This is a genomic window from Nocardia gipuzkoensis, from assembly GCF_021183645.1.
Taxonomy (GTDB): Bacteria; Actinomycetota; Actinomycetes; order Mycobacteriales; family Mycobacteriaceae; genus Nocardia; species Nocardia abscessus.
Genome location: NZ_CP089225.1, coordinates 3511095 through 3524662, shown reverse-complemented (window position 1 = coordinate 3524662; position 13568 = coordinate 3511095). Strand labels below are relative to the sequence as shown.

Below are 13568 nucleotides of genomic sequence, written 5' to 3'. Positions count from 1 at the left end.
GGCGACGTCGACTACACAACTCCAGCGGGATACAGCAACGCGCAAAGGATGCGTGAGTGGACCAGATGAACCCCTCCGACGACTCCGAGCACGCCAGAGAAACCTCGACTGCTGACACCGCGGCGGGAACCACCGGCTCCGGCGCGGGCTCCGGTTTCGTCGTCGTCGCCAATCGGCTCCCGGTCGACCTCGAACGACTGCCCGACGGCAGCACCCGGTGGAAACGCAGCCCCGGCGGCTTGGTGACCGCCCTGGAATCGGTCCTACGCAACAACAAAGGCGGCTGGGTCGGCTGGGCGGGCGTCCCGGACGTCGACGTGGACCCCATCATCGAGGACGGCCTGGAGCTGCATCCGGTCCCGCTGTCGGCGAAAGAGGTGGCCGACTACTACGAGGGCTTCTCCAACGGCACCCTGTGGCCGCTGTACCACGACGTGATCGTGCGGCCGGTCTACGACCGCAGGTGGTGGAGCGCGTACGTCACCGTGAACCGGCGCTTCGCCGAGGCCACCGCCAAGGTCGCCGCCGAGGGCGCGACCGTGTGGGTCCAGGACTATCAGCTCCAGCTGGTGCCGAAGATGCTGCGCATGCTGCGCCCCGACCTGACCATCGGGTTCTTCCTGCACATCCCGTTCCCGCCGGTCGAGCTGTTCATGCAGATGCCGTGGCGGACGGAGATCGTGGAGGGCCTGCTCGGCGCCGATCTGATCGGCTTCCACCTGCCCGGCGGCGCGCAGAACTTCCTCTACCTGGCCCGCAGGCTGGCCGGCCAGCCCACCTCGCGCGGCTCGGTGGGCGTGCGCTCCAAGCTCGGCGTCGTCCAGGTGGGGTTCCGTACGGTGCGGGTCGGGGCGTTCCCGATCTCGATCGCCTCCACCGAGATGGATGAGCACTCCCGGCGCAGGTCGGTGCGCGAGCGCGCCGCCAAGATCCGGGCCGAACTCGGCAACCCGAAGAACATCCTGCTCGGCGTGGACCGGCTGGACTACACCAAGGGCATCGACATCCGGCTCAACGCGCTGGAGGAATTGCTCATCGATGGCCGGGTCGATCCCTCCGAGACCGTCATGATCCAGCTGGCCACCCCGAGCCGCGAGCGGGTCGAGAGCTACATCCAGATGCGCGGCGACATCGAACGCCAGGTCGGCCGGATCAACGGCGAGTTCGCCCGGGTCGGTTATCCGGTGGTGCACTACCTGCACCGCCCGATTCCGCGCGACGAGCTGATCGCGTTCTTCGTGGCCGCCGACGTCATGCTGGTGACGCCGCTGCGCGATGGCATGAACCTGGTGGCCAAGGAGTACGTCGCCTGTCACAGCGGGCTCAACGGCGCCCTGGTGCTGAGCGAGTTCACCGGCGCCGCCGCCGAGCTGCGGCAGGCATACCTGTGCAACCCGCACGACCTCGACGACGTGAAGGACGCCATCGTCGCCGCGCTGGAGGACGAGCGCGACGTCAAGCGCAGGCGGATGCGGTCGCTGCGCAGGCAGGTGCTGGCCCACGACGTCGATCGCTGGGCACGGGCCTTCCTCGATGCCTTGGCGCAGGACCAAGTCGCGGGCAGCGCGCTGCTCACCGACGACGACGTCTATCCCGAGGACCGCGAACCACGCTGAGTCGCGCGTTCACAGGAACCACCCAGCTTCGGTCCAGGAACTTCGCAGGCGGATACCGGACCATGAAGCCATGAGTGGTGCGTCCGTGCAGCAGATACCCGAAGCCAGGGTCCTGGTGGTCGACGACGAGCCGATGATCGTCGAACTGCTCGCGGTGAGCCTGCGCTACCAGGGCTTCGAGGTCGACACCGCGGCCGACGGCGCGCAAGCGCTGGACAAGGCGCGCACCTTTCGCCCCCAGGCGCTCATCGTGGACGTGATGATGCCCGGCATGGACGGCTTCGGCCTGCTGCGCAGGTTGCGCGCCGACGGGGTGGACGCGCCCGTGTTGTTCCTGACCGCGCGCGACGACGTGCAGGACAAGATCACCGGCCTCACCCTCGGGGCCGACGACTACGTCACCAAGCCGTTCAGCCTGGAAGAAGTGGTGGCCCGGCTGCGGGTGATCCTGCGCCGCGCCGGTCACGGCGCTCCGCAGCGGGAGAGTTCGCGTCTGCGTTTCGAGGACATCGAGCTCGACGACGACACCCACGAGGTGTGGAAGGCGGGTGAGCCGGTGGCGCTCTCGCCCACCGAGTTCACGCTGCTGCGCTACTTCATGGTCAACGCGGGCACCGTGCTGAGCAAGCCGCGCATCCTCGACCACGTGTGGCGCTACGACTTCGGCGGCGAGGTCGGCGTGGTGGAGACCTACGTCTCCTACCTGCGCAAGAAGGTCGACACGGGCGACACCCGGCTGATCCACACTTTGCGCGGCGTCGGCTACGTGATGCGCGCGCCGCACCGTAAGAGCGGTACATGAGCCCGGGCCGGATCGTCACGGCGCGCGCGAAGATTTCCGGCCTGCTCTCCTCGGTCCCGCTGCGCGTGACGTTGATGGTGCTGCTGGTGCTCACCGCCGGGCTCGGCCTGCTGGTCTCCGGCATGGTGGTCACCTCGGCCCTGGAACAGCAGCTCACCGACCGCACCGACCAGCAGTTGCGGGAGGGCGCGATGGAATGGGCCAGGCGCGGGCCGCCACCGCCGGTGCTGCCCGCCGAACCACGCCACGCCCCCAGCCAGTTCTATGTGCGCTCGATACGCACCGATGGACGCGCGGTCTTCCTGAAGGCATTCGGTGTCGACGAGGCCGAACCCGATCTGCCGGCCACGCCACGGACGGGTCCGTACACGGTCGGGTCCACGGACGGAGGTCCGATCCGCTGGCGCGCGCTGACCGTGCGCACACCGGACGGCACCACGACGGTGGCGCTGCCGCTCACACAGAACACCGACACCGTGCACCGGCTCGTGATGCTGGAGCTGATCGTCGGGGCGATCGTCCTGGCCGTGCTGGCGGTGATCGCGTACTTCGTGGTGCGGCGCAGTCTGCGGCCGCTGCGCCGGGTGGAGAGCACCGCCGCGGCCATCGCCCGCGGCGACCTGCACCGCCGTGTCCCGGTGCGCGGCACGAACACCGAGGTCGATCGGCTGTCCAGGTCACTGAACGGCATGCTGGCGCAGATCCAGCGCGCGTTCACCGCGACCGCCGCTTCCGAGGAGGCGGCGCGCCGGTCCGAGGAGCGCATGCGGCGCTTCATCGCCGACGCCAGCCACGAGCTGCGCACCCCGTTGACCACGATCCGCGGGTTCGCCGAACTGTATCGCCAGGGCGCCACGGACGATCCCGCCACTTTCATGGACCGCATCGAGCGCGAATCCCAGCGAATGGGTGTGCTGGTAGAAGACCTGCTGATGCTCGCGCGGCTGGACGCGCAGCGCCCGCTGGAACTGGGCCCGGTCGACCTCCTCGCCGTGGCCAGCGACGCGGTGCACAACGCGCGCGCCATGGTCGCCGCCGGGCACACCGACGGACCCGTCCGCACCATCGAGCTGACCATCGAACCGGGCGAAGGGACGCTCGAGGTGGTCGGCGACGAGGCGCGACTACGTCAGGTCTTGGGCAATCTGCTGAACAACGCCGTCACGCACACCGCACCCGACGCGATGGTGACGGTGGCACTGGCGCCCGACCCCGAGCACGTGCTGCTGGAGGTGGCCGACACCGGGCCGGGACTGCCGCCCGAGGACGCCGAACGCGTCTTCGAGCGCTTCTATCGCGCCGACACCTCCCGCGCGCGAACAAGCGGCGGCACGGGGCTCGGCCTGTCCATCGTGCAAGCGCTGGTCACCGCACATGGCGGCGAGGTCGGAGTGCGCAGTTCGACCGAGGCCGGGACGACGTTCACGGTGCGGCTGCCGCGCCGGCCGTCCTCGGAGTCGTCCTAGCGCCTCGCCGCGGGCTCAGACCGGCGTGACCGCTTCGACCAGCCAGCGCGAGTCCGATTTCGTCAAGGCGACGCGCACGCGGCTGCCGGTGGTGGTGCCCTGCGGAGTGTCCTTGCTCGTCATGACCTGGTTGAGGAACAGCAGGACCTGCGCGTGCGAGCTGTCGGCGGAGATGACACCGCCCGCCTGCGTGGTCGCGGTGACGGTGAGCTGCTTCTCCTTGGCGCCCGGCGCGATCTGCTTCTCGATCAGGGTCAGGTAGTCCGCGCGGAAGTCGCCGGTCAAGTTGTCGGCGGACTTGGGCAGCTCGGTGTCCACGGTCTGCGGGTTGTAGGTGAACATGGCCTCGACGGTGCGGCCCGCCGTCGCGACCGCGTCCTTGCGCGACTGCTCGGCCTGCCGGTCGTCCCAGTAGCGGTACCCGTTGACGCCGCCGATCACCGCGGCTACGGCGACCACCACACCGAGGAGCGCGAGCAGGATCCTGCCTCGAATTCCGTTCATGCTGTGTCCTCTCCGGCAGGAACGGGGCCTTCCGTGGTCACGCTCCGCTGCCGCCTCCAGGCCTGACCGTTCATGCTGTGTCCTCTCCGGCATGAACGGGGCCCTCCGTGGTCACGCTCCGCTGCCGCCTCCAGGCCTGACCGTTCATGCCACGAACTCCACATCGGAGACGGTGAGCCCGGAATCACCGCGGGAGACGGTGACCCGGAACCGGTAGTACCTGGTCTGCGGCTCGGCCTGGCCGGCATTGGTCAGCGACTGCTTGGCGGCGACCAGCACCCGTCCGGAGCGATCGTCGTCGCTCTCCAGCGCGGCTTCCACGATCTCGCCGGTGGAGACCACCTTGGCCTGCTGCACGATGCTGGTGAACGGATCGACCCGGCCGTCGAACTCGGTCTTGAACTCGCCGGAGGCCAGCGAGAGGATCCGGTCGATATCCTGCTTCGCCGAATCGGCGCGGATGGTGGTCAGGTTGACGATCGCCTGCCTGGCGGTTTCCACGTATTCCGCGCGGCGCTCGTCGCGTTCGTGTGCTGAGCGCGTGGCGAGCACCGAGAGGGTCGCGCCGCAGACGAGCGCGATGACCAGCAGCGCGGCCGCTGCCATCGCGAGAATGCGCGGGAGGCCACGGCCCTTGCTCGCGCCGGGCTTCTGCTCGGTGGACGACGACTCGGCAGCGGGTTTCGTCATGGTGACCGTCGCGTCGTCCGCATCGGCGGTCGAGTCGTCCGTGGCCGGTGCCGGTGCGCTCGGCGGGCTCGACTCGGCGGCGAGCGAACTCGGCTCGTTGTCCGCAACGGCAGTTCCGGCCGCGGAGCCGTCGGATACCTCGGCTGGCGCGGTCTTCACCTCGTCGGCGGCCGCAGTCTTCACCTCGTCGGCGGCCGCAGTCTTCGCGTCAGTGGCGGTCACGGTCTTCGCGTCAGTGGCGGTCACGGTCTTCGCGTCAGTGGCGGTCACGGCCTTCGCGTCAGTGGCGGTCACGGCCTTCGCGTCGGTCGCGGTCTCGGCGCCGGTGGCGGTGGCGGTCGCGTTCTCCTCGACCGGGGGCCCGGCCGAGCGCACCGCACGCCGCCGCGAGCGGTGACCTTCTCCGTTGCTCTCACTCATCGTTGCTGCTCCTCGAGCATCGCCTGCCAGCTCGACGGTACCGTGCCCGAACCGCCCGGTCCGATATCACCCTGTCGGTACGTCCGCCCGTCGGTGCCGATGTACACGCCGGTGGACGGGTCGTACGCTCGCGCGGTGGCTGGTGTGTCGCCGCCGTAACTCGCCGGTGCGACGGCCGGGGGCTCATCCGCGGACGACGCCGCGGGCGCGACCGGCCGCGGCGGCCCGAACGGCGGATTGTCACCCAACGGAACGTACCCGGTCCGGCACATTTCCGGCGTCGGGGCGCGCACACCGGGCACCTCGGCGCACGGCGTGTTCCGGATGCCGCGCACCGCCTCGGGAGCGTCTTGCGGCACCTTGCAGTACAGGCCGGCGGGGGTGGGCGGGGTGTCGAGTTCACTCGGCGAGCGACGCTGGTCCGGCGGAAGGAAGCCGGTGGTGCAGGCGGGCGGGTCGTTGACCACCGCCATGAAGTCGACCAGGGCTCCGTATTCGAGCGGGCCGCGTACCGCGGTGAGCAGCGCAGCGACCAGCGGCGGGTAGACCACCAAGATCTGCTCGAGTCCCGCGTGATACGTGACCGCGACCTGGCCGACGCTGACCAGGTTCGACAGCAGCAGCGGCAGCGTCGGACGCAGATCGTCGAACAGGTTGGTCACCCGCTGCATGGCCGAGGGGCCCTCGCGCAGGATGCCGCGCAGTGCGGGGTCGTGGCCGCGCAGCTGATCGGTGACCGTCGCCAGATCGGCGGTCCAGGAACGGATCGCGGCGTCCGAGCGGGTCTGGGTGTCCAGCAGCGGTCCGATCTGGTCGAGCAGCTGTTTGGTGGGTTCGGCGTTGGCCTGCGCCTCCTGCACCAGCAGCGACGCGGAGTCGATGAACCGCTGGAGGTCCGGTCCCGCGCCGTTGAAGGCGAGGAACGCCTCATCGATGACCTGCCGCAACCTGGTGTCCGCGACGCTCGACAGCAACCGGTCGGCCTGGTCGAGCAGCGCGCCGACGTCTTGCGGCAGCTTGGTGCGCTCGACCGGGATCACGCTGCCATCGCGCAGATTTCCGCCCGTACGCTTCTCGGCGGGCACCAGGTCCACGTACTGCTCGCCGACCGCGGAGACGCTGCGCACCCACGCGTCGACGTCGGAGGGGATCTTGTAGTCGCTGCCGATGGACAGTTTCGCGTCGACGCCGACGGGGGTGAGCCGGACCTCCTTCACCACGCCGACATTCGTGCCGCGGTAGGCGACGTTCGCCGTCGGGTAGAGACCACCGGTCGCGGCGAGCTGCACGGTGACCTCGTAGCGGCCGATGCCGAACATCGCGGGCAGCTTCACGTATGTGCCGCCCATGACCACCAGGCCGATCACCGTCAGCACGGAGAAGATGATCAGCTGGGTACGAACGAACCGGGTGAGCGTCACTGTCCCGGACCCCCTTGCGGCGCGGTGTTGCCCGGCATGGGCACGGTCAGCCCGGGTATCGCGGGCAGGCCGGGTATCGGCGGCAACCCCGGAATGGACGGCGGCGGCTGACTCGCCGCCGGGGGCGGCGCCTGCAACGGTCCGGTGGCGGGATCACCGTTCTGCGCGGCCGTCCCCGGCGCGAAGCTGCCGAGGGCGCCTTCCACGCCGCCGAACCGCCCGCCCAGCGGTGTTCCGGTGAGGAAGTTGGAATCCAGCCGCTTGCCGGTGATGTCCACGGTCATGAACAGATTCAGATAGTCGCCCTTGATGGCGTGGTCCAGGTTCTTCATCGGGAACGGGAAGGTGGCCAGGATCTTCAGCGCCTCGGTGAGGTTGCTGCCGGTGTCCGACAGCGACTTCAGCGCGGGCACGAGGCTGTTCAGGTTCGCCTTCAGGTCGTCGCCGCTGGCGGCGACGATGCGCCGGACGACGTCGCTGAGCTCGCCCAGCGCGCTGAGTGCCCTGGTGATGTTCGCCCTGCGGTCGGCGAGCACGGTCAACGCCGGATGGATCTGCTCGATGGCCGCCGCCACCACGTCGCGCTGCTGGGCCAGTTGACCGCCGAGCCGGTCCAGCCCGCTCATCGCGGCGATGATGTCGCCGGTCTGGCGGTCCAGGTTGGTGGTGAGCTCGTTCAGCTGCGGCAGCAGGTCCCTGATGGCCTCCTCCCGCCCGGTGAGCGCGGAATTCAGTTCGCGGGTGATGGTTTCCAGCTGCGCCACGCCGCCGCCGTTGAGCACCACCGACAGCGAGGACAGCACCTGCTCGGTGGTCGGGAAGATCCCGGCCCGCGCCAGCGGGATGACGTCGCCCGCTTTCAATTGACCTTCGGGAGGCTGATCGGTCGGCGCGGCGAGCTCGAGATGGTTGGACCCGAGCAGACTGGTCTGGCCGATCTTGGCGACGGTGTTCGCCGGCAGCAGCACGTCCGGGTTCAGCATGACGGTGACCAGCGCGTGCCAGTCCTCCACCTCGATCTTCGAGACCGTGCCGACCGTCACGTCGTGCACGCGCACCGGCGAATTCTGGGTCAGCGTGGTCACGTTCGGCATCTGGATGCGCACTTCGTAGGAGCCGGGCGCGGTGCCCTCGGTGCCGGGCATCGGCAGCGAGTTCAGTCCGTCCCACTGACAGCCGGAGACGCCGAGCGCCACCGCCAGCCCCACCGCGACGGCGGCGGTGCGGCGCAATCGCCGCGTCGGCATCATCGCACTCCTCCGGGAATGGCCAGTCCGGCGATGCCGTCCGGCACGCTCACCGGAGCGGGCCGCGGCTGCGCCGGCGTCTGGTTGGCGACCTGCCCGGCCAGACTGGGATCGGTGTACACCAGCTGATCGGGGAACGCGGTCACGCCGCTGGCCGGGTTGGTCATGATCGGCACGTAGTTCATGCTCAGGCTGTTGATCACCGGCGCCAGGTACTGCGCGCAGAGGTCGGCGCTGCGATCGGAATCGTTGGTCTCCAGCGCGCGGACCGAACCGCACAGGAATCCGAGTGGGTCGGCCGGGTTGTTCAGCGCGATCGCGCCGGTCAGGGTGCCTTGGGCCGGTTTGTAGATCTGGTAGAAGTTCACCAGCGCGGTCGGGCCGGAGTGCAGGACTCGTTCCAGTTCCGGCCGCTTGTCCACCAGCACCTGGGTGGCGTCGGCCAGCCGCTGCACACCCTCGGTGAGCTCGGCGCCGCTGCCGTCGATGAACCGGCGCACGTCGACGATCGCCGCATCCAGATTGTCCAGTCCCGCACCGAGGTCGGTGGAGACTCCGGCCAGCACCGAGGACACCGATGCCAGCCGTCCGCCGAACTGCACGATCTGCTCGTTGCTCGCCGACAGCACCTCCACGAACTTCTGCAGGTTGCGCACCGTGCCGAACAGGTCGGTACGGCCGTCGGACAGCGTGCTCAACGTGGCCGACAGTTCCCGCAGGGTGTCGCGGAACCGCTGCCCGTTGCCGTCCAGGTTGTCGGCGGCGGTGTCGACGAAGCGGCCGAACGATCCCTGCTTGTCGTCGCCGACCGGGCCGAGCGCGGTGGCCAGCTTGGACAGCTCCGCCTTGATGTCGTCCCATTCGACCGGCACCGCGGTGTGCTCGATCGGGATCACACTGTCGTCGGCCAGCTTCGGGCCGCCGGTGTAGGCGGGCGCGATCTGGATGAAGCGCGCCGAGACCAGCGAAGGCGAGATGATCACCGCCTTCGGATCGGCGGGCACATCGATGCCGCGATCGAGGGTCATCGTCACCTTCACCCGGTCGGCGCCGGGTTCGATCGCGTCGATCCGGCCGACCTTGACGCCGAGCACTCGCACGTCGTCGCCCGCGTACAGGCCGGACGTGGACGAGAAATACGCGGTGACCTTCGTGGTTCCGATCCGGGTCAGGCCGGTCCACGCGACGGCGACCACGAGCGCCGCGACGACCACCACGGCCAGCACCAGCGCCCAGCGGGGAAGTTTCATCGCGGCGGCTCCTGTATCGCGGGTTCGATCGACGGGGGCGGCGTGAGGTAGCTCTGCAGATCGCTCGGCAGGTGCTGCGGCCACACCAGCGCGTCCACCAGCGGCTGGAGCGTCTTGCTCGCGGCGTTGATCACGTACGCCTGGAAGTAGGGGCCGCTGCCGACCTGTTCGCCCAGGGCCGCGGCGAACGGGCCGAGCCCGTCCAGTGCGTCGGCGAGGTTCTGTTTGTTCCGCTGCAACAGCGCCACCACCGAATTCAGCTTGTCGAGCGCGGGCCGCAGCTGAGCCTCGTTGTCGGCCACCAGGCCGGACAGCTGCTGGGCCAGCCCGTTGACGTAGACGATCAGCTGCCCGAGCGCGGTGCGCCGCCGGTCCAGCTCACCGAGCAGTTCGTTGCCGTCCAGCAGCAGCGCGTTGATCTGGTTGCCGCGGTCGGCGAGGATCTTCGTGACGTTCTGCGCCCGCTTCAGCAGATCGGTCAGCGCTTGGTCGCGCGCGTTGATGCTGCGCGAGAGCGCGGTGACGCCGTCGAGCGCCGAGCGCAGCGGCGCCGGTGTGTCGGCGAACGTTTCCGAGAGCACGTCCAGGGTCTGGTCGACCCGATCCATGTCCAGGTCGTGCACCGTGCCCGCCAGGTCGCTCAACGCCTCGTTGAGCGAGTAGGGCGAGGTGGTGCGCTCGAGCGGAATGGTGTCGTCGGCGCGCAACGCGCCGGGACCGGACGGCGTCACCTCCAGCGACTTGCGGCCGAGCACCGTGTTGGTCTTGATCGCCGCGGAGGTCTTCTCGCCCAGCACGATCGATTCCGCGAGGGTGAACCGGACGAGCACTTTCGCGCCGTCCAGGCCGACTTTCTCGACCCGCCCGGAGCGCACGCCCGCGACCTGCACCGGGTCGCCGGGAAGCAGGCCGCCCGCGTCGGCGAAGTAGGCGGTGAACGTGGCGCCGGAACGGATGAACGGCAGCCGGTCGAATTGCAGTGCCGACAGCGCCACCGCCACCGCGAGCACGAGGCCGACGATGCCGATGGTGATGGCGGGTGATCGCTGCTCGTTCATCGGTTGTCCGCACACCTTCCGGTCGTCTGCGCCCCGGGCATGTTGATCTTCATCGTCTGTCCGTTCGGGCCGTCCACCAGGAAGTTCGTCGAGCAGACGTAGAGCTGGAGGAAGGAGCCGTATGCGCCGATGCGGATCAGCTGGCGGTAGGTCGCCGGCAGCCGTTCCAGGACCCACTGGACGGTGTCCGACCCGGCGTCGAGGTTGGTGGCCAGGCGTCCGGTCTGCTCGATGGTGCCCTGCAGATCGGGGCGAGCCTGGGCGAGCAGGTCGGTCAGGTCGCCGGTGGCCCCGGCGATCCGCGGGATCGCGTCGCCGATCTGGTCCTTGTCGGCCGCCAGTCCGCTGATCAGCCGCTGCAGTTCGGCGATCGTGGTGGCGAATTGGTCGCCGCGCTGATCGATGGTCTGCAGCACCGCGTTCAGGTTGTCGATCACGCTGCCGATCAGCGCGTCGCGGTCGGCCAGCGTCTTGGCGAAGGACCCGCCGCTGTTGAGCAGGGACACCAGCGTGCCACCTTGGCCTTGGAAGATCTGCAGCAGCGCGTTGGTCAGGTCGTTCACCTGGCCGGGGTCCAGGCCGCGCAGCAGCGGCCGGAAGCCGCCGAGCAGCATGTCCAGGTCGAGTGCGGGCGCGGTCTGTTCCTTGACGATGGTGCCGCCGGGCTGCAGCACACGATTCGAGCCCGGCCCTTCGGACAGCTCGAGGTAGCGGTCGCCGACCAGGTTCTCGTACTTGATCGCCGCGCGGGTACTGGTGAGCAGCCGGTACTTGCGGTCGACGTCGAACTCGACGTGCGCCAGGTAGTCCTTGCCCACCCGCACCGAGGTGACCGAGCCGACCGGCACGCCCGCGATGCGCACCTTCGCCCCGGGCAGTACGCCCGAGGAACTGGTGAACACGGCGTGGTAGCCGTGCTCCCGTGCGAAGCGCATCTGGCTGAACACGACCGCCAGGCCGGCGAAGATCAGCGACATCACGAGCGTGAAGATGGCCAGTTTGACGGTGGTCGCAGTGTTCTTCACGGGCGCGGCACCCCCGGCAGTCCGGCGAACAGGATCTGGAAGATCTTCGGCGGGTTGACCGTCAGCGTCGTCGACGGCGTGTACACATGCCCCTCCGAGGTGTCGGTGACGACGTAGTCCGCGTGGCTGCCCGGCTCCCGGTCCAGCAGGCCCGCGCACTGCGGGCCGCCGGTCGCGTTGACCTTGGGCAGATCCTCCGGGTAGGTGTACGGCTTCGCGCCGTACATGAAGCCGGTGTTCAGCGCCACACCTTCCTGCAGACCGCCGAAGACCGCCTCACCCAGCGGCAGCGCCTTGCCGAGGCCGCCGATCAGGCAGTACAGCGCGGGCGCGTAATCCTCCAGCAGCCCGGTGGTCGGGCGCAGCAGATCCAATGCCGTGCCGAGGTCGTTCTCGTTCTCGCGCAGAACCGCACCGGTGGTGTCGGCCAGCCCGGTGAGATTCACCAGGACGTTGTCGAGGCTGTCCTGCTCCTGGTCCAGGGTCTTGCTGGTGACCGTGAAGTTGTCCACGGTGCGCAGCAGGTCGTTCACCGTGTCCGCGTACAGGTCGGTGACCTCTCCGGTCTTCGCGAGATCCTGTTGCAGCGTGGGCAGGTAGGGGTTGATGTCGCGCAGGTAGGCGTCGCTCTGCTCGAGTAGCTCGCCGAGCTTCTGCCCACGGCCCTGCAGTGCCGTGCCGAGGGCCGACAGCGTCGCGTTCAGCTTCTCCGGCTCGATCTTGGCGAGCACATCCGACAGATGCTGGAACAGCGTGTTGAACTCGACGGTCACCCGCTGCGCGGTCAGGGTCGCGCCCGGCTGCAGCGGCGTGGACGACGGCTGTCGCGGGACGACGAAGTTGACGTACTTCGCGCCGAACACCGTGGTGGACCTGATGTCGACGTCCGCGTTGGACGGCACCAGCCGCAACAGATCCGGATCGAGAGCCAGTTTCAGTCTGGCGCCCTCGTCGGTGTGGTCGACGGACGCGACGCGGCCGATCTCCACACCGCGCACCTTCACCTTGGCGTCCGGGTCCAGCACCAGGCCGCTGCGCGGCGCGTCCACCGTCACGGTGGCCGTCGGCGTGAACCCGCCGACGAACATGATCAACGCGACCGCGACGATCGCGACCAGCGCGAGCACCATCGCGGCACCGGCCAGTTTCAGGCCGAGCCCGCCGCGCAGCGCCCGCACGAGGCCGCTTTCCGTTTGCTTCGATTCCGCCATGTCGCTTATCCGGAGAGATGGAAGTTGCCGGAGGTGCCGTAGATGGCCAGCGAGATCAGCAGGGTCACCGTGACCACCGCGACCAGCGAGGCGCGCACCGCGTTACCCACCGCGACGCCCACGCCGACCGGCCCGCCCGCGGCGTTGTAGCCGTAGTAGGTGTGGATCATCATCACCGCCAAGGCCATGAAGATCGCCTGGGCGAAGGACCAGAGGATGTCGCTGGGGATGAGGAACGTGGAGAAGTAGTGGTCGTAGACGCCCGCCGATTGCCCGTAGATCACCACGGTGGCGAACCGGCTGGCCAGGAACGAGGCGATCACGGCGAGCGCGTACAGCGGGACGATCGCGATCATCCCGGCCAGCACGCGGGTGGCGACCAGGTAGGGCACCGGCCGGATCGCCATCGACTCCAGCGCGTCGATCTCCTCGGCGACCCGCATCGCGCCCAGTTGCGCGGTCGAGCCGGCCCCGATGGTGGCCGCCAGGCCGATGCCGGAGATCACCGGCGCCGCGATGCGCACGTTGATGAACGCCGCGAAGAAGCCGGTCAGCGCCTCGACGCCGATATTGCCCAGCGAACTGTAGCCCTGCACGGCGATGGTGCCGCCCGCGAACAGCGTGAGGAACCCGACGATCACCACCGTGCCGCCGATCACCGCCAGCGCACCGGTACCCATGCTGATCTCGGCGATCAACCGGATGGTCTCGGTGCGATAGTGGATCAGCGCCCGTGGAATGGCCCCGATCGCCTGGGCGTAGAACACGGCATGCTTGCCGAGCGAATCGAGCGAGTCCGACATCCGGCGCATCCGGCGAACGGTGCGGGGAAAGCGGGATTCGATAACGAAGGCCATC

Annotated in this window: 12 protein-coding genes; 3 read left to right on the top strand and 9 right to left on the bottom strand. The window is 69.0% G+C overall.

Translation table 11 applies throughout. The annotated features are described in order from the left end of the window. The first annotated feature begins 65 nt into the window (after positions 1-65). The 3 genes from LTT66_RS15845 (at position 66) to LTT66_RS15835 (ending at position 3884) form a co-directional block, all read left to right on the top strand. Positions 66-1616 (top strand): alpha,alpha-trehalose-phosphate synthase (UDP-forming), encoded by a 1551-nt coding sequence (locus LTT66_RS15845; RefSeq protein ID WP_181719128.1) that lies wholly within the window; start codon positions 66-68, stop codon positions 1614-1616. Between the two features lie 70 nt (positions 1617-1686). After that, positions 1687-2418, top strand: coding sequence for a response regulator transcription factor (locus tag LTT66_RS15840; protein ID WP_233068255.1), 732 nt, complete (start codon positions 1687-1689; stop codon positions 2416-2418). Then, the gene (locus tag LTT66_RS15835; RefSeq protein ID WP_233068253.1) at positions 2415-3884 is read left to right on the top strand and encodes a sensor histidine kinase; all 1470 of its coding nucleotides are present in this window, start codon (positions 2415-2417) and stop codon (positions 3882-3884) included. Before LTT66_RS15840 ends, LTT66_RS15835 begins: the two co-directional genes overlap by 4 nt. Before the next feature lie 15 nt (positions 3885-3899). Here LTT66_RS15835 and LTT66_RS15830 read toward each other — a convergent pair whose 3' ends face one another. The 9 genes from LTT66_RS15830 to LTT66_RS15790 form a co-directional block, all read right to left on the bottom strand. Then, positions 3900-4388 carry a h domain protein gene (locus LTT66_RS15830; RefSeq protein WP_195066673.1) on the bottom strand — a complete coding sequence of 163 codons (489 nt, stop codon included), beginning with the start codon at positions 4386-4388 and terminating at the stop codon, positions 3900-3902. A gap of 144 nt (positions 4389-4532) precedes the next feature. Next, the gene (locus tag LTT66_RS15825; protein ID WP_233068251.1) at positions 4533-5498 is read right to left on the bottom strand and encodes a hypothetical protein; all 966 of its coding nucleotides are present in this window, start codon (positions 5496-5498) and stop codon (positions 4533-4535) included. After that, a complete protein-coding gene (locus LTT66_RS15820) occupies positions 5495-6919 on the bottom strand; it encodes an MCE family protein (protein WP_181718953.1) in 1425 nt (474 codons plus the stop codon). Before LTT66_RS15820 ends, LTT66_RS15825 begins: the two co-directional genes overlap by 4 nt. Further along, positions 6916-8169: an MCE family protein gene (locus LTT66_RS15815; protein ID WP_233068249.1), complete on the bottom strand. Its 1254-nt coding sequence runs from the start codon at positions 8167-8169 to the stop codon at positions 6916-6918. The genes LTT66_RS15820 and LTT66_RS15815 overlap by 4 nt, the downstream gene beginning before the upstream one ends. Then, a complete protein-coding gene (locus tag LTT66_RS15810; protein WP_181718954.1) occupies positions 8166-9416 on the bottom strand; it encodes an MCE family protein in 1251 nt (416 codons plus the stop codon). Before LTT66_RS15810 ends, LTT66_RS15815 begins: the two co-directional genes overlap by 4 nt. Continuing rightward, positions 9413-10474, bottom strand: a complete 1062-nt coding sequence (locus LTT66_RS15805) for an MCE family protein (RefSeq protein ID WP_233068247.1) — start codon at positions 10472-10474, stop codon at positions 9413-9415. Before LTT66_RS15805 ends, LTT66_RS15810 begins: the two co-directional genes overlap by 4 nt. Further along, positions 10471-11451 (bottom strand): MCE family protein, encoded by a 981-nt coding sequence (locus LTT66_RS15800; RefSeq protein ID WP_408638853.1) that lies wholly within the window; start codon positions 11449-11451, stop codon positions 10471-10473. Before LTT66_RS15800 ends, LTT66_RS15805 begins: the two co-directional genes overlap by 4 nt. Before the next feature lie 44 nt (positions 11452-11495). Next, the gene (locus tag LTT66_RS15795; RefSeq protein ID WP_233068243.1) at positions 11496-12710 is read right to left on the bottom strand and encodes an MCE family protein; all 1215 of its coding nucleotides are present in this window, start codon (positions 12708-12710) and stop codon (positions 11496-11498) included. A 5-nt stretch (positions 12711-12715) separates the two neighbouring features. Next, positions 12716-13567, bottom strand: coding sequence for an MlaE family ABC transporter permease (locus LTT66_RS15790; protein ID WP_181718958.1), 852 nt, complete (start codon positions 13565-13567; stop codon positions 12716-12718). Position 13568 lies beyond the last annotated feature (1 nt).

Coding starts and splice junctions, on each gene's coding strand:
- LTT66_RS15845 (WP_181719128.1), top strand. CDS start 66: ATGAACCCCTCCGACGACTCCGAGCACGCCAGAGAAACCTCGACTGCT.
- LTT66_RS15840 (WP_233068255.1), top strand. CDS start 1,687: ATGAGTGGTGCGTCCGTGCAGCAGATACCCGAAGCCAGGGTCCTGGTG.
- LTT66_RS15835 (WP_233068253.1), top strand. CDS start 2,415: ATGAGCCCGGGCCGGATCGTCACGGCGCGCGCGAAGATTTCCGGCCTG.
- LTT66_RS15830 (WP_195066673.1), bottom strand. CDS start 4,388: ATGAACGGAATTCGAGGCAGGATCCTGCTCGCGCTCCTCGGTGTGGTG.
- LTT66_RS15825 (WP_233068251.1), bottom strand. CDS start 5,498: ATGAGTGAGAGCAACGGAGAAGGTCACCGCTCGCGGCGGCGTGCGGTG.
- LTT66_RS15815 (WP_233068249.1), bottom strand. CDS start 8,169: ATGATGCCGACGCGGCGATTGCGCCGCACCGCCGCCGTCGCGGTGGGG.
- LTT66_RS15810 (WP_181718954.1), bottom strand. CDS start 9,416: ATGAAACTTCCCCGCTGGGCGCTGGTGCTGGCCGTGGTGGTCGTCGCG.
- LTT66_RS15805 (WP_233068247.1), bottom strand. CDS start 10,474: ATGAACGAGCAGCGATCACCCGCCATCACCATCGGCATCGTCGGCCTC.
- LTT66_RS15800 (WP_408638853.1), bottom strand. CDS start 11,451: ATGTCGCTGATCTTCGCCGGCCTGGCGGTCGTGTTCAGCCAGATGCGC.
- LTT66_RS15795 (WP_233068243.1), bottom strand. CDS start 12,710: ATGGCGGAATCGAAGCAAACGGAAAGCGGCCTCGTGCGGGCGCTGCGC.
- LTT66_RS15790 (WP_181718958.1), bottom strand. CDS start 13,567: ATGGCCTTCGTTATCGAATCCCGCTTTCCCCGCACCGTTCGCCGGATG.